The 18,908-nt window shown below is 65.7% G+C and carries 15 protein-coding genes and 2 rRNA genes; 9 read left to right on the top strand and 8 right to left on the bottom strand.

Annotation, left to right across the window (positions count from 1 at the left end):
* Positions 1-27: 27 nt before the first annotated feature.
* Positions 28-2,223, top strand: a complete 2,196-nt coding sequence (gene glgB, locus OCU_RS32955) for a 1,4-alpha-glucan branching protein GlgB (RefSeq protein ID WP_009955333.1) — start codon at positions 28-30, stop codon at positions 2,221-2,223.
* Positions 2,224-2,314: 91 nt separating this feature from the next.
* On the opposite strand, the gene OCU_RS32950 is transcribed toward glgB, so the two are convergent.
* Both OCU_RS32950 and OCU_RS32945 read right to left on the bottom strand, forming a co-directional pair.
* Entirely contained in the window at positions 2,315-3,229 is a 915-nt protein-coding gene (locus OCU_RS32950) for a tetratricopeptide repeat protein (RefSeq protein WP_009955332.1), read from the bottom strand.
* A 181-nt stretch (positions 3,230-3,410) separates the two neighbouring features.
* Positions 3,411-4,604: an acetyl-CoA C-acetyltransferase gene (locus tag OCU_RS32945; protein WP_008254863.1), complete on the bottom strand. Its 1,194-nt coding sequence runs from the start codon at positions 4,602-4,604 to the stop codon at positions 3,411-3,413.
* An 89-nt stretch (positions 4,605-4,693) separates the two neighbouring features.
* On the opposite strand from OCU_RS32945, the gene mce reads away from it, so the two are divergent.
* Entirely contained in the window at positions 4,694-5,161 is a 468-nt protein-coding gene (gene mce, locus OCU_RS32940; protein WP_014379600.1) for a methylmalonyl-CoA epimerase, read from the top strand.
* Positions 5,162-5,171: 10 nt separating this feature from the next.
* On the opposite strand, the gene OCU_RS50300 is transcribed toward mce, so the two are convergent.
* Entirely contained in the window at positions 5,172-5,474 is a 303-nt protein-coding gene (locus OCU_RS50300) for a hypothetical protein (RefSeq protein WP_080552542.1), read from the bottom strand.
* A gap of 22 nt (positions 5,475-5,496) precedes the next feature.
* Complete coding sequence (gene nucS, locus OCU_RS32935; RefSeq protein WP_008254859.1) at positions 5,497-6,165, bottom strand: endonuclease NucS; 669 nt, start codon at positions 6,163-6,165, stop codon at positions 5,497-5,499.
* A gap of 45 nt (positions 6,166-6,210) precedes the next feature.
* Here nucS and OCU_RS32930 point away from each other — a divergent pair, with 45 nt between their 5' ends.
* Complete coding sequence (locus tag OCU_RS32930) at positions 6,211-7,836, top strand: adenylate/guanylate cyclase domain-containing protein (protein WP_014379597.1); 1,626 nt, start codon at positions 6,211-6,213, stop codon at positions 7,834-7,836.
* Between the two features lie 13 nt (positions 7,837-7,849).
* On the opposite strand, the gene OCU_RS32925 is transcribed toward OCU_RS32930, so the two are convergent.
* Positions 7,850-8,923, bottom strand: a complete 1,074-nt coding sequence (locus OCU_RS32925; RefSeq protein ID WP_008254855.1) for a GGDEF domain-containing protein — start codon at positions 8,921-8,923, stop codon at positions 7,850-7,852.
* A gap of 213 nt (positions 8,924-9,136) precedes the next feature.
* Here OCU_RS32925 and OCU_RS32920 point away from each other — a divergent pair, with 213 nt between their 5' ends.
* The 4 genes from OCU_RS32920 to OCU_RS32905 all read left to right on the top strand — a co-directional run bounded on the left by OCU_RS32920 (position 9,137) and on the right by OCU_RS32905 (position 12,218).
* Complete coding sequence (locus OCU_RS32920; RefSeq protein WP_009955327.1) at positions 9,137-10,624, top strand: DNA-3-methyladenine glycosylase 2 family protein; 1,488 nt, start codon at positions 9,137-9,139, stop codon at positions 10,622-10,624.
* On the top strand, positions 10,621-11,112 hold the full coding sequence (locus tag OCU_RS32915; RefSeq protein ID WP_008254850.1) for a methylated-DNA--[protein]-cysteine S-methyltransferase: 492 nt from the start codon (positions 10,621-10,623) through the stop codon (positions 11,110-11,112). The genes OCU_RS32920 and OCU_RS32915 overlap by 4 nt, the downstream gene beginning before the upstream one ends.
* Positions 11,113-11,173: 61 nt before the next feature.
* On the top strand, positions 11,174-11,482 hold the full coding sequence (locus OCU_RS32910) for a hypothetical protein (protein WP_008254847.1): 309 nt from the start codon (positions 11,174-11,176) through the stop codon (positions 11,480-11,482).
* Positions 11,483-11,504: 22 nt separating this feature from the next.
* Positions 11,505-12,218 (top strand): hypothetical protein, encoded by a 714-nt coding sequence (locus OCU_RS32905; protein ID WP_008254846.1) that lies wholly within the window; start codon positions 11,505-11,507, stop codon positions 12,216-12,218.
* 30 nt (positions 12,219-12,248) lie between these two features.
* On the opposite strand, the gene OCU_RS32900 is transcribed toward OCU_RS32905, so the two are convergent.
* Positions 12,249-13,403: a PPE family protein gene (locus tag OCU_RS32900; RefSeq protein WP_009955325.1), complete on the bottom strand. Its 1,155-nt coding sequence runs from the start codon at positions 13,401-13,403 to the stop codon at positions 12,249-12,251.
* Positions 13,404-13,769: 366 nt separating this feature from the next.
* Between OCU_RS32900 and OCU_RS32895 the strand changes: the two genes are divergently transcribed.
* Together OCU_RS32895 and OCU_RS32890 are read left to right on the top strand one after the other, a co-directional pair.
* Positions 13,770-14,069: a PE family protein gene (locus OCU_RS32895; protein WP_008254840.1), complete on the top strand. Its 300-nt coding sequence runs from the start codon at positions 13,770-13,772 to the stop codon at positions 14,067-14,069.
* A 12-nt stretch (positions 14,070-14,081) separates the two neighbouring features.
* Positions 14,082-15,257: a PPE family protein gene (locus OCU_RS32890; protein ID WP_014379596.1), complete on the top strand. Its 1,176-nt coding sequence runs from the start codon at positions 14,082-14,084 to the stop codon at positions 15,255-15,257.
* Positions 15,258-15,492: 235 nt separating this feature from the next.
* Here OCU_RS32890 and rrf read toward each other — a convergent pair.
* Together rrf and OCU_RS32880 are read right to left on the bottom strand one after the other, a co-directional pair.
* Positions 15,493-15,605, bottom strand: a 5S ribosomal RNA gene (gene rrf / locus OCU_RS32885).
* 89 nt (positions 15,606-15,694) lie between these two features.
* Positions 15,695-18,803 (bottom strand): 23S ribosomal RNA (locus OCU_RS32880).
* Positions 18,804-18,908: the final 105 nt, after the last annotated feature.

The following is an 18,908-nucleotide window of genomic DNA, read 5'->3' as shown; positions in this document are numbered from 1 at the left end:
ATGAAACGGACCGGAGGCGAAAGGGACATGAGCCAAGCCGACCAACTCGCTCGGACGCACCTGGCGCCCGACCCCGCCGACCTGTCGCGCCTGGTCGCCGGCACGCACCACAACCCGCACGGCGTGCTGGGGGCCCACGAATACGGCGACCACACCGTCATTCGGGCGTACCGGCCCCACGCGGTCGAGGTCGTCGCGATCGTCGGCGACGACCGATTCCCGATGCAGCACGTCGAGTCCGGGCTGTTCGCCGTGGCGCTGCCGTTCACCAACCTGATCGACTATCGGCTCCAGATCACCTACGAGGGCGCCGACCCCTACGTCGTCGCCGACGCCTACCGTTTCCTGCCCACCCTCGGCGAGGTCGACCTTCATCTGTTCGCCGAAGGGCGCCACGAGCGCCTCTGGGAAGTCCTTGGCGCGCATCCTCGCTCGTTCACGACGGCCGACGGCGTGGTCACCGGGGTGTCGTTCGCGGTGTGGGCGCCCAACGCCAAGGGCGTCAGCCTGATCGGCGAGTTCAACGGCTGGACCGGCAACGACGCCCCGATGCGGGTGTTGGGCTCCTCGGGCGTGTGGGAGCTGTTCTGGCCCGGCTTCCCGCTGGAGGGGCTGTACAAGTTTCGCGTTCATGGCGCCGACGGAGTGGTCACCGAACGCGCCGACCCCATGGCCTTCGCCACCGAGGTGCCGCCGCACACGGCCTCCCGGGTGACGCGCAGCAAGTACACCTGGGAAGACGCGGACTGGATGACGCAACGCGCCGGGCGCAACCCGGTGTTCGAGCCGATGAGCACCTACGAGGTTCACCTGGGTTCATGGCGACCCGGGCTCAACTACCGCCAGTTGGCCCGCGAGCTGACGGATTACGTTGTGGAGCACGGATTCACCCACGTCGAGCTGCTCCCGGTCGCCGAACATCCCTTCGCCGGATCCTGGGGATACCAGGTGACGTCGTACTACGCCCCGACGTCCCGGTTCGGCACCCCGGACGAATTCCGGGCCCTGGTCGACGCCCTGCACCAGGCCGGTATCGGCGTGCTGGTGGACTGGGTGCCGGCACACTTCCCGAAGGACGCGTGGGCGCTGGCCCGCTTCGACGGCACCCCGCTTTACGAACATTCCGACCCGCAACGCGGTGAGCAACTCGACTGGGGCACCTACGTTTTCGACTTCGGTCGCCGTGAGGTACGCAACTTCCTGGTGGCCAACGCCTTGTTCTGGCTCGAGGAATTTCACATCGATGGACTACGTGTGGACGCGGTCGCGTCGATGCTGTACTTGGATTACTCCCGCCCCGAAGGCGGCTGGACGCCGAACATCTACGGCGGGCGGGAGAACTTGGAGGCGGTCCAGTTCCTGCAGGAGATGAACGCCACGGCGCACAAGAGCGCCCCGGGCATCGTCACCATCGCCGAGGAGTCGACCTCCTGGCCCGGGGTCACCCGGCCGACAAACCTTGGCGGCCTGGGCTTTTCAATGAAGTGGAACATGGGCTGGATGCATGACACGCTCGACTACATCAGCCGCGATCCGATCTATCGGAGCTATCACCACCACGAGATGACGTTCTCGATGCTTTATGCGTTCAGCGAGAACTACGTGCTGCCGATCAGCCATGACGAGGTGGTCCACGGCAAGGGAACGCTGTGGGGACGCATGCCGGGCAACAATCACGTCAAGGCCGCCGGCCTGCGCAGCCTGCTCGCCTACCAGTGGGCGCACCCGGGCAAGCAATTGCTGTTCATGGGCCAGGAATTCGGCCAGCGCGCCGAGTGGTCCGAAGAGCGCGGTCTGGATTGGTGGCAGCTCGACGAGCAGGGATTCTCCAACGGCGTCCTGCGCATGGTGCGCGACATCAACAACATCTACCGCAGCCACCCGGCGCTGTGGAGCCAAGACACCGTGCCCGACGGCTACTCCTGGATCGACGCCAACGACTCGGGCAACAACGTCTTGAGCTTCCTGCGTTACGGCAAGGACGGCTCGGTGATGGCGTGCGTGTTCAATTTCGCCGGTGCCGAGCACGGCGGCTACCGGCTGGGCCTGCCGTCGGCGGGCCGATGGCGCGAGGTGCTCAACACCGACGCCACCGTCTACAACGGTTCGGGGGTCGGGAACATGGGCGGTGTCGATGCCACCGAGGACCCATGGCACGGGCGCCCGGCCTCGGCGGTGCTGGTGTTGCCGCCCACGTCGGCGCTGTGGCTGGAACCGGAGTAGGGGCCCTTAACCCCATCGCCGAACGTGGACTAGTTGCGCGATTTCGGCGCTGTTGGCGCCAACAACTCGACGTTCGTGAGCCGATTTCGCGTCAGTACAGCGCGTTGGCGAGGTTTCGTCGCCCGACGACGACCTCGGGATCGGCCGGGTCGAACAGTTCGAACAGCTCCACCAGGCGGGTGCGCACCAACGCGCGATCATCGCCGGATGTGCTGCGCACCAAGGCGATCAGTCGCTCGAACGCGGCGGCGACCTCTTGGTTGAGGATCTGCACGTCGGCGGCCGCGAGGGCGGCTTCGATGTCGGTCGGCGCCGCGTCGGCGACCGCGACGGCGTCCGGGCGCTGGGCGGTCGCGCGCGTCAGGAACTCGATCTGGCGGATCGCGCCCTTGGCCTCCGCGCTGGCCGGGTTGGCATCCAGGATCGACTGATAGGACGCCTTGGCGGCCTCGAAGTCACCGTCCTCCAGCTGCTGGCGCGCCGCGGCCAGCTCGGGGTCGACGACGTCGGGTTCCGCGGAACCCGTTGCGCCCCTAAGCTTCCCGGCGGTCGCGGAGAGGATTTGGTCCAGCCAGCCGCGCAGTTGCTCGGCCGGCTGCACGCCTTGGAAACTCGAGATCGGCTGCCCGGCCGCCAAGGCCACCACGGTGGGGACGGCGTCGACGCCGAAGATCTGGGCGACCCTGGGCGCGACATCGACATTGACGGAGGTCAGCGACCACTTGCCGTTGTCCTGGCCGGACAGCCCGGACAGCGTGTCGAGAAGCTGGACGCACGCGTCGCTGCGCGGCGACCACAGCAGCACGACGACCGGCACTTCCTCGGACCGCAGCAGAACCTCGGCCTCGAAGTTGGCCTCGGTGACCGCGGTGATGCCACCCCCCTCGGGGGTCGGGGACGTGGGCCCTCCCGGAGCGGCGCCGGGCGACTGGGCGCGCTGCTTGAGACCGGACAGATCGACAGCACCGGTCAGCGCGGGGCCGATGGAAGGTCGCGGACGCGTCACGCCGTCAAGTTTGTCATGCGCGCGGGCTACCGATCCACCCGGTGGCGGCGCCGCTCGGGCACGGCCGGGACGGGGCCGAAAATCCCCTCAAAAAGGGGCGTGATCGGCCCGTATGACGAAGATCACAAAATTCTTGCCGCCGCACGGCGCCAGCAACGTCGCGGGGAGCGGCGATCCCTGGCTAACCCGCCCGCAGAACCAGGGCGTCGCCCTGCCCTCCGGCCCCGCAGAGCGCCGCGACGGCGTATCCGGACCCCCGCCGCGCCAATTCCAGGGCCGCATGCAGCGTGATGCGCGCTCCCGACATGCCGATGGGATGCCCGACCGCGATCGCGCCGCCGTTGACGTTGACGATGTCGGGATTCACGCCGAGTTCGCGGGTCGAGGCCAGCGCGACCGCGGCAAACGCCTCGTTGATCTCCACGACATCGAGCTGGTCGACGGAGATGCCCTCGCGGCTGATGGCCTTCTTGATCGCGTTGGCGGGCTGCGACTGCAGGGTGGAGTCCGGACCGGCCACCACCCCGTGCGCGCCGATCTCGGCCAGCCAGCTCAGCCCCAGCTCCTGCGCTTTGGCCTTGCTCATCACCACCACCGCGGCGGCGCCATCGGAGATCTGGGAGGCCGAACCGGCGGTGATGGTGCCATCGCGGCGAAACGCCGGCTTGAGGCCGGCCAGCGACTCGGCCGTGGTGTTGGCGCGGATGCCTTCGTCCTCGGTGAACTGCAGCGGATCACCCTTGCGTTGCGGGATGTTGACCGGCACCACCTCGTCGGTGAAGACGCCGTCCTTCCACGCCGCGGCCGCCTTCTGATGCGACCCGGCAGCGAACTCGTCCTGCTCCTGGCGGGTGAACTTGTCGACGTCGTTGCGCTGTTCGGTGAGCGCGCCCATGGGCTGGTCGGTGAACACGTCATGCAGGCCGTCGTAGGCCATGTGGTCGAGGACCGTGACGTCGCCGTACTTGTAGCCCGAGCGGCTGTCCATCAGCAGGTGCGGCGCCTTGGACATGGACTCCTGGCCGCCGGCGACCACCACGTCGAACTCCCCGGCGCGAATGAGCTGGTCGGCCAGCGCGATGGAGTCGATTCCGGACAGGCACATCTTGTTGATGGTCAGCGCCGGAACGTCCCAGCCGATGCCGGCGGCCACGGCCGCCTGGCGTGCGGGCATCTGGCCCGCCCCGGCCGTCAACACCTGGCCCATGATCACGTAGTCGACCAACGAACCCGGCTCTTGAACATTTGGGAAGGCCTTCTCCAGCGCGCCGGCGATCGCGATGGCGCCCAGATCGCTGCCCGAGAAATCCTTCAGCGAACCCATCAGCTTGCCGATGGGTGTGCGCGCTCCAGCAACGATCACCGACGTCGTCATGACTCTCTCCTAAGGCCTGCTGGGCGCTCCCCCGACGGCCGATTCGGACTCCCGGAGAAGCGCAATCTTTGCCGCCAGGTTACCGTTATGTGATGACGACCGATCAAGTTGACGCCCGTCAGATCCTGGCCACCTCACTGGTGACGGCGATCGATCACGTCGGCATCGCAGTCGCCGACCTGGACGCCGCCATCGACTGGTACCACGACCACCTCGGCATGATCCTGGTGCACGAGGAAGTCAACGAGGAGCAGGGAATCCGCGAAGCCATGCTGGCGGTGCGGGGCGCCCCGGCGGGCACCGCGCAGATCCAGTTGATGGCCCCGATCGACGAGTCCTCGACGATCGCGAAGTTCCTCGACAAGCGCGGGCCGGGCATTCAGCAGATGGCCGTTCGGGTCAGCGACCTCGACGCCATGGTCGAGCGGCTCCGCGAGCAAGGCGTGCGGTTGATCTACGACGCGCCCCGGCGCGGCACGGCAAACTCCCGGATCAACTTCATCCACCCCAAGGACGGCGGCGGAGTGCTGATCGAGCTCGTCGAACCGGCCGCCTGAAAGCCGGTAGTCAAGACCACTTCCTGGTGGGACCGCGGGTGGCGCGGTGCGCCCAGCACGGCGTGTGCCAATGCCGGCGGTCCTCGACGTGACCCGCGCCTGTCCCGGACACCGAATCGATCGGCCACACCACCAAATGAGCTGAGCCGGAGCGGATTTCGTGATCACAGCCCGGGCAGCGATAGGTCTTGACCGCTCGGGCCGCTGCAACGGGACGGACCTCGTACTCGTGTCCGTCGGGCCCGACCTCCACTCGGCGCAGCAGCGGCGCCGACGGCCGCTGCCTGCGTGGCGGTGGGCGGCGCCGAGGCATGCGATCAGTCTAGTGACGGGCTTCAGAACAGCCGGTACTCGTCGTTGTCCATGCCCCGCATCTTGTCGTAATCCAATGTCACACAACGGATCCCGCGATCGACGGCCAGGGTGCGCGCCTGCGGCTTGATCTGCTGCGCCGCGAAGACCCCTTGCACCGGCGCCAGCAGGCTGTCCCGGTTGAGCAGCTCGAGGTAGCGGGTGAGCTGCTCGACGCCGTCGATCTCGCCGCGCCGCTTGATCTCCACCGCCACCGAGCCGCCGCGTTCGTCGCGGCACAGCAGATCGACGGGGCCGATGGCGGTCATGTACTCGCGACGCACCAGCGTGTACCCCTCGCCGAGCAGCTGGACGTGCTCGGCGAGCAGCGCCTGCAGGTGCGCTTCGACGCCGTCCTTGACCAGCCCCGGGTCCACGCCGAGATCGTGGCTGGAGTCGTGTTCGATCTCCTCGACGGTGATGCGCAGTTGTTCGCCCGCCTTGTTTTCGACAACCCACACCGGGGGGTCACCGGCCTGCTCGCTCAGCCAGCACGGCGGGCTCATCCAATTCAGCGGTTTGTAGGCGCGGTCGTCGGCGTGCACACTGACCGATCCGTCGGCCTTGAACAGCAACAGCCTGCGCGCGGAGGGCAGGTGCGCGGTGAGCCGGCCGACGTAGTCCACGGTGCATTGAGCGATCACTAGACGCACCCGACTCACCTTAGAGCGTGGCCGACAAATTAGGCTGACGCCACCATGTCGGCCAACACGTCCTTGGCACAACGAATAGGCCGGGTGCTCGAGCGCGTCACCCGTCAGAGCGGCCGTCTGCCAGAGACGCCGGCGTACGGCTCCCTGCTGCTCGGTCGGGTGTCGGAAAGCCAGGGCCGCCGCCGGGTGCGCATCCAGATCATCATGACGGTGCTGGTGCTGGGCGCGAACCTGATCGGCATCGCCGTCGCGCTGTTTTTGGTGACGGTCGCCATCCCGGTGCCGAGCGTGTTCGACGACGCGCCGGCGTGGATCACGTTCGGTGCCTCCCCGGCCTACATCGTGGCGGCCTCGGCGTGGGGCACGTACTGGATCACCCGCCGGACCGTGATCGCCCTGCGCTGGGCGATCGAAGAGCGCGAGCCGACTCCAGAGGACGAGCGCAACACCTTTGTCGCGCCGTGGCGCATCGCCCTCGTCGACCTCGTCTTGTGGGGCGTCGGGACGATACTGCTGACGACGCTGTACGGCATGGTCAACACGCTCTTCATTCCGCGATTCCTGCTCGTCGTGAGCTTTGGCGGGGTGGTGGTCGCCACCGCTAGTTACCTGCTCGCGGAGTTCGCGCTGCGGCCCGTCGCCGCCCAGGCGCTCGAGGCCGGTCCACCGCCACGACGGTTCGCGGCGGGCATCATGGGCCGCACGATGGTCGTCTGGTTCCTCGGTTCGGCCGTGCCCGTCATCGGGATCATGATGCTCGCTCTGTTCGAGCTCGTGCTGCGCAATCTGACCCAGACGCAGTTCGCGGTGGCCGTGTTGATCGTGTCGATGGCTCCGTTGATCTTCGGGTGCGTCCTGATGTGGATCCTGGCCTGGCTCACCGCGACACCGGTGCGGGTGGTCCGTGCGGCGCTGGCGCGCGTCGAGCGCGGCGATCTGCGGGGGGACCTCGTGGTGTTCGACGGTACCGAACTCGGTGAGCTGCAACGCGGCTTCAACACGATGGTCGACGGCCTGCGGGAGCGGGAACGCGTCCGCGACCTCTTCGGCCGCCACGTCGGGCGTGAGGTGGCGCTGGCCGCGGAACGCGAACGGCCGAAGCTGGGCGGCGAAGAACGCCACGTCGCGGTCGTCTTCATCGACATCGTGGGGTCGACGCAGCTGGTGACGAGCCAGCCGCCGGCTGAAGTCGTTGCGGTGCTGAACCGTTTCTTCGCGATCGTCGTCGAGGAGGTCGACCGCTACTGCGGGCTGGTCAACAAATTCGAAGGCGACGCGACGCTGGCCATCTTCGGCGCGCCCAACCGCCTGGACAGTCCCGAAGATGCGGCGCTGGCCGCCGCGCGGTGTATCGCCGAGCGCCTGGCGGACGAGATGTCCGACCTCGAGGCCGGGATCGGCGTGGCCGCGGGCCAGGTCGTCGCCGGAAATGTCGGCGCCAAAGAACGATTCGAATACACCGTCATCGGGGAGCCGGTCAACGAGGCGGCGCGGCTGTGCGAGCTCGCCAAGTCACACACCAACCGTCTGCTCGCGACGGCCGACGCCATCGAGGGCGCAAGCGAAGACGAGCGGGCCCGTTGGTCATTGGGCGAAACGGTCACCCTGCGCGGGCACGAGCGCCCCACCCGTTTGGCGTCGCTCGTCGACGCCCCTTCATCCGCTCAGTAGGTGTTCGGCGGGCTCAGACCGCCACCTGGCGGTGGCGACTCTGGTTGCCGCCGCACCGTTTGGCTTCATACATCGCGGTGTCGGCCTGGGCGACCAATTGGTGGAACGCGTGCTCGGCATAGTCCGAGACGACGCTGCGCAACGCGAGGGTGGCGATCCCGACGCTGGCGGTCACCGATGCGTTCATCGCGGCTATCGCGTCACAGAGCTGTCGGCCCCACTCTGGCAGCTGGTCCGCGGTGACGATGTCGGCGACCAGGAACTCCTCCCCGCCGACGCGGCCGACGATCGCGGTCTCTCCGCAGGCGGTCGTCAGGGTGCCGGCCACCTCGATGAGCGCCTCATCGCCGGCCGCGTGCCCGCGGGTGTCGTTGAGCTCTTTGAAGCGGTCCAGATCGACCATGGCCACCGCCAAGAACATGTGATGCGCGCCCGCGAGCATCCGGCCGACTATCTCCCTGTCGCAGGCTCGCCGGTTCAGCAGGCCGGTCAGCGGATCGCGGTTGGCACGCGAGAGATCAACCCACAGGGCGCGCACCACGACCTGGATGGCGAGCGGAACGACCACGTTGAGTTCCAGAACCAGGAAGTAGCCGGTGAAGGCCAACACTGCTTGCCCCTCGGCGGCCAGACGCACCGCCTGCCAGGCCCCGATCGCGCTGGCCACGCCGAGGTTCAGCGCCATGAGCCTGGTGGTGTGGAAGAACGCGATGTAGCCGCCGGTCACCGAGAGCGCCGAGCAGGACATCAGCCCGACGAGCGGCTGGGGCTGCCACAGACAGCCGCCGCCAATGGATACGCAGCCGGTCATGATGTAGAAGATCGACTGGCGCCGGGTGGGCCATCCGCTCAACCACAGCACCGCCATGCCCAGTCCGATCACGGCGGACACGACCGAAACCGTCAGCGCCACATGGGGATACAACGGCTCGGGGCCCCAGTACACATTGACGGGCACCAGCACCAACGAGGACGCCACGACAGCCAACACCCTGCGGGTGTTGGTGCTCAGCCCGTGCGCTTGCAAATAACCTGTCAGCCAATCGAAGTGGTCGTCCTGCCCCCACCACGTCGCCAGCCGCTTCATCGGTTCGCCTTTCCCCGAACTCACTCACCCCGTCGGGTCACGCCGTCAGAGCCGGCGAGTTGGGTCACAGTAAATACCATCGCGTGCGGGAAGTACCTCGAATCGACAAGAAAGCCGCTCCGACGTGAGGCCGACCGACACCGATGCGTGCCCGCCCACCACGATGTCGCTTTCCCGCTAGTTTTGTCGGTGCCCGGGTGTAAGTCTGGAAGCGTGCACGACGATTTCGACCGCTGCTACCGCGCCGTCCAGTCCAAGGACGCCCGGTTCGACGGCTGGTTCGTCACCGCGGTGCTGACCACCCGGATCTACTGCCGGCCCAGCTGCCCGGTGCGGCCGCCGTTCGCCCGCAACGTGCGGTTCTACCCCACCGCGGCGGCCGCCCAGCGGGCCGGCTTTCGGGCCTGCAAACGGTGCCGTCCCGATGCCTCTCCGGGTTCCCCCGAATGGAACGTGCGCGGTGACGTGGTGGCGCGCACGATGCGGCTGATCGCCGACGGCACCGTGGACCGCGACGGTGTGGGTGGTCTGGCCGCCCACCTCGGTTACACCACTCGCCAGCTCGAACGGCTCCTGCAGGCCGAGGTCGGCGCCGGCCCGCTGGCACTGGCCCGGGCGCAGCGCGCCCAGACCGCCCGCGTGTTGATCGAGACGACGGACCTGCCGTTCGGCGACGTCGCATTCGCCGCGGGCTTTTCCAGCATCCGTCAGTTCAACGACACCGTGCGATCGGTGTTCGAAGGCACACCGAGCGCCCTGCGCCGGCGCGCGGCCGCCCGTACCGCGTCCGAGGCCAATTCGCCTGGCACCGTGTGCCTTCGGCTCCCGGTGCGCACACCCTTCGCCTACGAGGGCGTCTTCGGCCATCTCGCGGCCGGCGCCGTTCCCGGTTGCGAGGAGGTCCGCGATGGCGGGTACCGACGCAGCTTGCGCCTTCCGTTCGGCAACGCCATCGTGAACCTGACGCCCGCCGTCGACCATGTCCGTTGCGTCCTCGTGCTCGACGATTTCCGCGATCTGACCACGGCGATCGCCCGCTGCCGGCGGCTGCTGGACCTCGACGCGGACCCGGAGGCGGTCGACGAAGCGCTGGGCGCGGACGCCGGACTGCGACCCGTCGTGGCCAAGGCGCCCGGGCAGCGCATTCCGCGCACCGTCGACGAAGCCGAACTCGCGGTGCGCGCAGTGCTCGGGCAGCAGGTGTCGACCAGGGCCGCGAGCACCCATGCCGGGCGGCTGGTCGCCGCGTACGGACGGCCGGTCAACGACGCCGAGGGAACGTTGACCCACACCTTCCCCTCGGTCGAGGAGCTCGCCGAGATCGATCCCGTCCATCTGGCGGTGCCCAAGGCCCGCCGCCGCACGCTCAGCGCATTGGTTGCCGGCCTCGCCGACGGCAGCATCGTGCTGGACACCGGATGCGACTGGGACAGTGCCCGCAGACAGTTGCTCGCGCTGCCCGGGGTGGGCCCCTGGACCGCGGAAGTGATCGCGATGCGCGGCCTTGGCGACCCCGACGCCTTCCCCGCCAGCGACCTCGGGCTGCGCCTGGCCGCCAAACAGCTGGGATTGCCGTCCGACGAACGCTCCCTCGTGGAACGCGGCGCCCGTTGGCGCCCCTGGCGTTCCTATGCCACCCAATATCTTTGGACCACTCTCGAGCATCCGGTAAACCATTGGCCGCCACAGGAGGTCGCATGATCGAGTACCGCACCATCGACAGCCCCATCGGATTGCTGACCCTGGCCGGTCGCGGCTCCGTATTGACGAACCTACGGATGGTCGACCAGACCTATGAGCCGAGCCGCGCCGGCTGGTCGCCGAACCCGCGGGCGTTCGGCGCCGCCGTCGAGCAGCTGGCCGCCTATTTCGCCGGCGAGCGCACCGACTTCGATTTCGAGTTCGACCTGCACGGCTCCGAGTTCCAGCGGCGCGTATGGAAGGCGTTGCTGACGATTCCCTATGGGGAGACGAGGTCATACGGATGGATCGCCGAGCAGATCGGCGCTCCGGGGTCCGCGCGCGCCGTGGGATTGGCCAACGGGCACAATCCGATCGCGATCGTGGTGCCCTGCCACCGGGTGATCGGCTCGAACGGCAGCCTCACCGGCTACGGCGGCGGCCTGCAGCGCAAGCGCGCCCTGCTGGATCTGGAAAAGACCCACAGTTGCGCAACGCTGTTCGACTGACCGCCGGCGGTGGTCGCGTTTCTTTTGCGAGGTCCGTCGTACGACGCTATCGTCCATATTTGTGGACGACAGTGCGAAGGATCCGGCGGTGGTGCTGCCGTATCTGGTCGGTAGACCCCTGGCGGCCACTGAGGTCTACGAAGCGTTCGGCTACCGCAAGTCCGCGTACTACAAGGCGGCTCGCGAGGGCAGGCTGATCACCGCCGACAACCTGATCAGGGCGGCCAAGTATTTGGGGTTGAACCCGGTCGACCTGCAGGTCCGCTACGGTCTGATCGACCCCGACTCGGTCACCGAGTACCTGGAGTCCCAGACCGGCCCGCCCAGGCTGCGCGACCTTCGCCCCGATCCCAACAGTCCGCCCGTCTGAGCGGCACTGCCGGACCGTTTGGATGATCAAAACCGCACTCATCGTCGTCACCTTGGCCGCCCTTCTGTGCAGCCTGTGGATCCGGCGTTACACCTGGCGCTCCCGATGGGAGGCCGGCGCCACCCGCAACATCGCACTGCATGGCTGCGCGGTGCTGCTGATGTCGCACTGGGCCGCGGCCGCGCTCGGACCCCCGCTACACCGCGTCTTCGGGCTGTGGAACGTGCAACACCTGCTCGGACACATCTGCTGGATCTTCGCGGTGACGGCGATCATCCGCCATGGGCTCATCCGCCTGGTCGACGAAGCCCACGAGAGCGAGCTGTTGCGCAAGCACGTCACGCGCCCGCTACGCATCGCGGTTCCGCTGCTGGTGGTTCTGTTCGTCATCGCCGACGAGGGCCATCACCTCGACTTCTTCGCGGCCCCCGCCGACTTCTGGCTGCTGGCTTACTGGCTGGTCCTGGGCGCCCTGATGATCTACCTGCTCTCCTACGCCGGGCGAGTGCTGCTGATCCTGCGGACGGATCCCCGCTCAACGACGACCGTCGACCTCTACCTGATCTCGGCGGGATTCGGGGTGGCGGCGAGCGTGATTCAAATCGGCACCGCCTGGGCGGGCACGGACATCGCCTTGCCCGTCTGGTTGTGCGCCTGCCTGAGCGCCATCGGCTTCGCCTACGGATCCGCGCGATCGTGGCAGGCCAAGGTGGCCTGGTTCACGTCCGGCAAGTAGGCCATCCGGCGCCTTCGGCGACCTGAGCGTTTATCCGCCCACCACGTGCCGGGCTACCACCATCGGGCGGAACCCGTAACGCTGCCCGACGATCTTGCCCCCGGCTCCCCGGCCCGTGCCCGACAGCGGGATGCCGCGGAGCAACCCGCTTCCCTTGGCTTCGGCGCCGGCGCCGACGGTGCTGACCGCCGGCGCGGCTGTGTCCGCGCTTGCCGCCGGAGCCGCGGCGGCCCAACTCTGCGGCACCGACAAGTGACCCACCGTGGCCGCCCTGCCCAGACCCGCCGACACGGGCGAGGACCCACCCGAGGACACCGGGCCACCGCCGAGCGTTCCTCCCACACCGCGCAAGGTGGCCGCGGCCGTCGCGGCTTGGCCGTCACCGGCGGCCGGCATCACGCCTTCCCAGATCTTCATCATGTGCTCCCAGTCGCCCGCGTGGTTGTAGGCCATACCAAGGTGGTTGGTATACAACGAGGTCAACTTTTTCCAGGACTCCGATGCCGACGATTCGGATGCCCCTGACGAGCCTTCCACCACTGCGCTGGAGACCAACGTTGGGTTTGCTAACCCCGAGGTGGAGGCACCGGGTTGCGTGCTTGTTTCGGCCGCCGTGTCGGCGGCATGGGCGACCGCGGCCGCTTGACCGCCCTCCCCCGCCGGGTTGGTGGTGGAGGGCGGCTGGTCGAACGGGGGCAACGCCGAGGCGCCGGCCGACGCCGCGGCGTAGCCATACATCGCGGCCGCGTCCTGGGCCCACATCTCGGCGTAGTGGGCCTCGGTGGCCGCGATCGCGGGCAGGTTCTGGCCGAAGAAATTCGTCGCGATCAGCATCATCAACTGGGCGCGGTTGGCCGCGATCACCGGTGGCGGAACCGTCATCGCGAACGCCGCCTCGTAGGCCCCCGCGGCGGCCTTCGCCTGGACCGCCGTCTGTTCGGCGTGTGCGGCGGTCGCGGTGAGCCACGCCACGTAGGGGGCCGAGGCGGCGGCCATCGTCGCCGACGCCGGACCCAGCCACGCGCCGGTGAGTTCGGCGATCAACGAACCGTAGGAGGCCGCGGTGGTGTACAGCTCGATGGCCAACCCGTCCCAGGCTGCGGCGGCCGCCAGCATCGGCCCCGAACCCGCACCGACGTACATCCGCCCGGAGTTGACCTCCGGCGGAAGCGCCCCGTAATCCACTAAGTGGTCCCCTCGTCTTGTCGGCGACGGCTGTCGCACGCGCGCCGACGCCCCCCGAAACTGTGGTCAGATACTTGTGCGCGGGTACCGTCCAGCGCAGCCGCCGGCGTCGGCCGTCGAATCACGAACGCGATGCCGATCCTCGGGCACGGCGGTCATCTCTTATGAGTGGACGTTTGTACACATATGTGATCGTAAGAACATATATGTACATATGAGTTCACAGATATGAACTGAATCTAGCTGAAGATGAACACTTGTCTTTAGCAATACACTATTGGGCGCGCAGCCCTTAACCTCGCGGTGGAGCGGCTTTCAGCGGCCGTTCAGCACCGTTGAATCGGAACCAGCGAGGAGAGAATCACCGTGTCGTTCGTGACCACCCAGCCCGAAGCGTTAACCGCCGCAGCCCAGAACTTGGCTGCCATCGGCTCGGCGCTGGCCGCACAGAATGCAGCGGCATCGGCGCCGACGATGGGCGTGGTTCCCGCGGCAACCGATGAGGTCTCCGTGCTGGTTGCCGCGCAGTTCGCCACGCACGCCCAGATGTATCAGACCGTCTGCGCCCAGGCCACGGTGATTCACGACAGCTTCGTGAGAATGCTGCACTTCGGCGCCGGCTCATATGCGGCAACCGAAGCCATCAACGCCGCCGCGTCCAGCTGAGGCGGGTGCGACGTGCTGGATTTCGGAGCGTTACCCCCGGAGATCCATTCGGAGCGCATGTATTCCGGCCCGGGCTCGGCCTCGATGATGGCCGCGGCGTGGGCCTGGAATCTGTTGGCCGCGGAGTTGGATTCCGCGGCCAACGACTACGACAGGATCATCACGCAACTGGTGAGCGAAGAGTGGATGGGCCCGGCCTCGGCCCAGATGGCCGAGGCCGCCAAACCCTATGTGGCGTGGATGCGCACCACCGCCATGCAGGCCGAACAGGCCGCCGTTTCGGCCAGGGCCGCGGCGGGCGCCTACGAAGCGGCGTTTGCCGCCACGGTGCCCCCACCGCTGATCGAAGCCAACCGCGCCCAACTCGTACAGGCGGTGTCGACCAATGTCCTGGGCCAAAACACGCCGCTGATCGTTCAGCTCGAGACGCAATACGCCGAAATGTGGGCGCAAGACGCTACGGCGATGTACGGCTACGCGGGTCAGGCCGCGCCGGTCACCCAGGTGACACCGTTCACCCGGCCGGCGGAGACCACCAATCCGGCCGGCGAGGCCATGCAGGCGGCCTCGGTCGCTCAGGCGGCCGGCACCTCGGCCGGGGCGGAGTCGGCACAGTCACAGTTGCTGTCCTCGGTACCGCCCACACTGCAGGCACTGTCGTCGCCCGCGGCGGCGAACACGGAACTGCCGCCGATCACCGACGTGCTGGAACAGAACCCCGTGTTCGACATGTGGGCCGAATACGCCAGCCCTGCCCAGAACACCCTCGCGATGATGTATCGCGTTACCGGGATGTCGACCCACTTCCTATCGCTCTCAAAGGGTTTGGCTCCCGCAGCCAAGGCCGCCAGTGAGGGAGCGAAGGCCGCCGCGAGCCTGCCCGCCGTGGGCGCATCGCTGCGCGGGCTGACCGGTGGCGGCGGCGCCATATCGGCGACTTTGGCTTCTGCGGCGCCGGTCGGCGGCCTCTCCGTGCCCCCCGCCTGGACCTCCGCGGCGGGCCCGGCGGTCGCCTCCGGAGCCTCGTCGATTCCGGTCAGCCGCTTCATCACCACTCCCGAGACATCGGGACCCGGAAACCTGTTGGGCGGTATGCCGCTGGCGGGTGTCGGCGGGGGTTCGACCGGCGCCGGCCCGCGCTACGGGATCCGCCCGACGGTGATGGCCCGCCCGCCGTTTGCCGGCTAGCCGAGCAACAACGTCCCGAGCAATCGGGTCGAGATCCGGCTCAGCGCACCGCCGTTGGCATCGCGGAGGGCGCTGCACCCCCGGCTCCACCGTGGCCCGTCGACCGCGCGTACCGCGTCGCCGGCTTACGGACACGGGACGCTGCGATCCCGCATGCCGGTGTAAATCCCTGTGCGCCAGTGGTTTTGGCTACGAATGCAAAAACACCCCCGTTGCCGGGGGTGTTTTTGTGTATGTTCGGCGGTGTCCTACTTTTCCACCCGTATGGGCAGTATCATCGGCGCTGACAGGCTTAGCTTCCGGGTTCGGAATGGGACCGGGCGTTTCCCTGTCGCTGTGGCCGCCGTAACTCTATTTAAATTTGTTTGGTGGGGGGTGCGGTGTTCAAGCTTCCAGCGGCAAAATGCCGCCGAAATGGACTGTGGTTGCGATTGTGTGTTGGTAAGTTTTCGGCCGGTTAGTGCCAGTTCCCTGCACTCATTGCTGAGCTTCCAGGTCTGGCCTATCGAACCCGTGGTCTGCGGGGGGCCTTATCCCTCTAAAAGGGTGAGAAACCTGATCTTGGAGAAGGTTTCCCGCTTAGATGCTTTCAGCGGTTATCCTGTCCGAACGTGGCTATCCAGCCGTGCTCCTGGTGGAACAACTGGTATACCAGAGGTTCGTCCGTCCCGGTCCTCTCGTACTAGGGACAGGTTTCCTCAAGTTTCTGACGCGCGCGGCGGATAGAGACCGAACTGTCTCACGACGTTCTAAACCCAGCTCGCGTGCCGCTTTAATGGGCGAACAGCCCAACCCTTGGGACCTGCTCCAGCCCCAGGATGCGACGAGCCGACATCGAGGTGCCAAACCATCCCGTCGATATGGACTCTTGGGGAAGATCAGCCTGTTATCCCCGGGGTACCTTTTATCCGTTGAGCGACACCCCTTCCACTCGGGGGTGCCGGATCACTAGTCCCGACTTTCGTCCCTGCTTGACTTGTAAGTCTCGCAGTCAAGCTCCCTTGTGCACTTACACTCGTCACCTGATTGCCGTCCAGGTTGAGGGAACCTTTGGGCGCCTCCGTTACATTTTAGGAGGCAACCGCCCCAGTTAAACTACCCGCCAGGCACTGTCCGTGAACCCGATAAGGGTTCGACGTTAGGTGTCCAATACGATCAGAGTGGTATTTCAACAACGACTCCATACAAACTGGCGTCTGTATTTCACAGTCTCCCACCTATCCTACACAAACCGTACCGAACACCAATACCAAGTTGTAGTGAAGGTCCCGGGGTCTTTTCGTCCTGCCGCGCGTAACGAGCATCTTTACTCGTAGTGCAATTTCGCCGAGTCTATGGTTGAGACAGTTGGGAAGTCGTTACGCCATTCGTGCAGGTCGGAACTTACCCGACAAGGAATTTCGCTACCTTAGGATGGTTATAGTTACCACCGCCGTTTACTGGGGCTTAAATTCTCCGCTTCACCTTACGGTTAACGGGTCCTCTTAACCTTCCAGCACCGGGCAGGCGTCAGTCCGTATACATCGTCTTGCGACTTCGCACGGACCTGTGTTTTTAGTAAACAGTCGCTACCCACTGGTTTCTGCGGCCGGATCCCGCTCCCACCGCAAGGGTGTTCACGGTATTCCGGCCCCCCTTCTCCCGAAGTTACGGGGGCATTTTGCCGAGTTCCTTAACCATAGTTATCTCGTACGCCTTGGTATTCTCTACCTGACCACCTGTGTTGGTTTGGGGTACGGGCCGTGTATGTGCTCGCTAGAGGCTTTTCTTGGCAGCAGAGGATCACCGAATTCACCTCAATCGGCTATGCATCACCTCTCAGGATTAATGAGCGACGGATTTGCCTATCGCTCTCCCTACAGGCTTGCCCCAGTATTACCACTGACTGGTACGGCTACCTTCCTGCGTCACCCCATTGCTTGACTACTACCAGCGAAGGTCCCACGCAGCCCCGAAACTCCATGCCCCCGAAGGGGAATGGTCGATCCGGTTTTGGGTGGTTAGTACCGCTGATTCATCAGGGACGCCCATACACGGGTACGGGAATATCAACCCGTTGTCCATCGACTACGCCTGTCGGCCTCGCCTTAGGTCCCGACTCACCCTGGGCGGACTGGCCTGGCCCAGGAACCCTTGGTCTTACGGCGGGCAAGGTTCTCACTTGCCTTATCGCTACTCATGCCTGCATTCTCACTCCCCCACCCTCCACCACCGGTCACCCGGAGGCTTCGCTGAATGAGGGACGCTCCCCTACCCACATCCACGTAAACGCGAATGTGCCGCGGCTTCGGCGGTGTGCTTGAGCCCCGCTACATTATCGGCGCATAATCACTTGACCAGTGAGCTATTACGCACTCTTTCAAGGGTGGCTGCTTCTAAGCCAACCTCCTGGTTGTCTCTGCGACTACACATCCTTTTCCACTTAGCACACGCTTAGGGGCCTTAGCCGGCGATCTGGGCTGTTTCCCTTTCGACGTACGGAGCTTATCCCCCGCCGTCTCACTGCCACGCTTTACACCACGGCATTCGGAGTTTGGCTGACGTCAGTAACCTAGTAGGGCCCATCGGCCATCCAGTAGCTCTACCTCCGTGGTGAACCACGCAACGCTGCACCTAAATGCATTTCGGGGAGAACCAGCTATCACGGAGTTTGATTGGCCTTTCACCCCTACCCACAGCTCATCCCCTCAGTCTTCAACCTAAGTGGGTTCGGGCCTCCACGCGGTCTTACCCGCGCTTCACCCTGGCCATGGGTAGATCACTCCGCTTCGGGTCCAGAACACGCCACTACACCCCAAAGGGGATGCGCCCTATTCAGACTCGCTTTCGCTGCGGCTACCCCGCACGGGTTAACCTCGCGACGTGTCCCTGACTCGCAGGCTCATTCTTCAAAAGGCACGCCATCACCCCACAAGGAGGCTCTGACGGATTGTAGGCACACGGTTTCAGGTACTATTTCACTCCCCTCCCGGGGTACTTTTCACCATTCCCTCACGGTACTAATCCGCTATCGGTCATCGAGAAGTATTTAGGCTTACCGGGTGGTCCCGGCAGATTCACAGCAGATTCCACGGGCCCGCTGCTACTCGGGAATTGATACAAGGTAGGTGACGGGTTTTCGCGTACCGGGCTCTCACCGTCTACGGCAGACCATCCCAGGCCACTTCCGCTAACCACGACACTTTCTGACTACCCCTCAGCCAGGTAGAGCTGAGATGTATCCTCCCACAACCCCGCACACACAACCCCTACCCGGTATCACATGCGTGCGGTTTAGCCTGTTCCGCGTTCGCTCGCCACTACTTACGGAATCACAATTGTTTTCTTCTCCTACGGGTACTGAGATGTTTCACTTCCCCGCGTTCCCTCCCGCACCCTATATATTCAGATGCGGGTAACACGACATCACTCGTGCTGGGTTTCCCCATTCGGAAATCCTCGGATCAATGCTCGGTTGACAGCTCCCCGAGGCATATCGCAGCCTCCCACGTCCTTCATCGGCTCTCGATGCCAAGGCATCCACCATGCGCCCTTAAACACTTACTTACACACAAAAACCAAAGAAGAAATTACACATTTCGACGAACGCATCAGCCCTAAGGACTATGCGCTCATCTAGATGCTCGCAACCACTATCCAATACTCAAACAC

Origin of the sequence: Mycobacterium intracellulare ATCC 13950 (assembly GCF_000277125.1) — a bacterium.
Lineage (GTDB): Bacteria > Actinomycetota > Actinomycetes > Mycobacteriales > Mycobacteriaceae > Mycobacterium > Mycobacterium intracellulare.
Note: the sequence above shows the minus strand (reverse complement) of the source record. Positions and strands in the feature narration are given on the sequence as shown.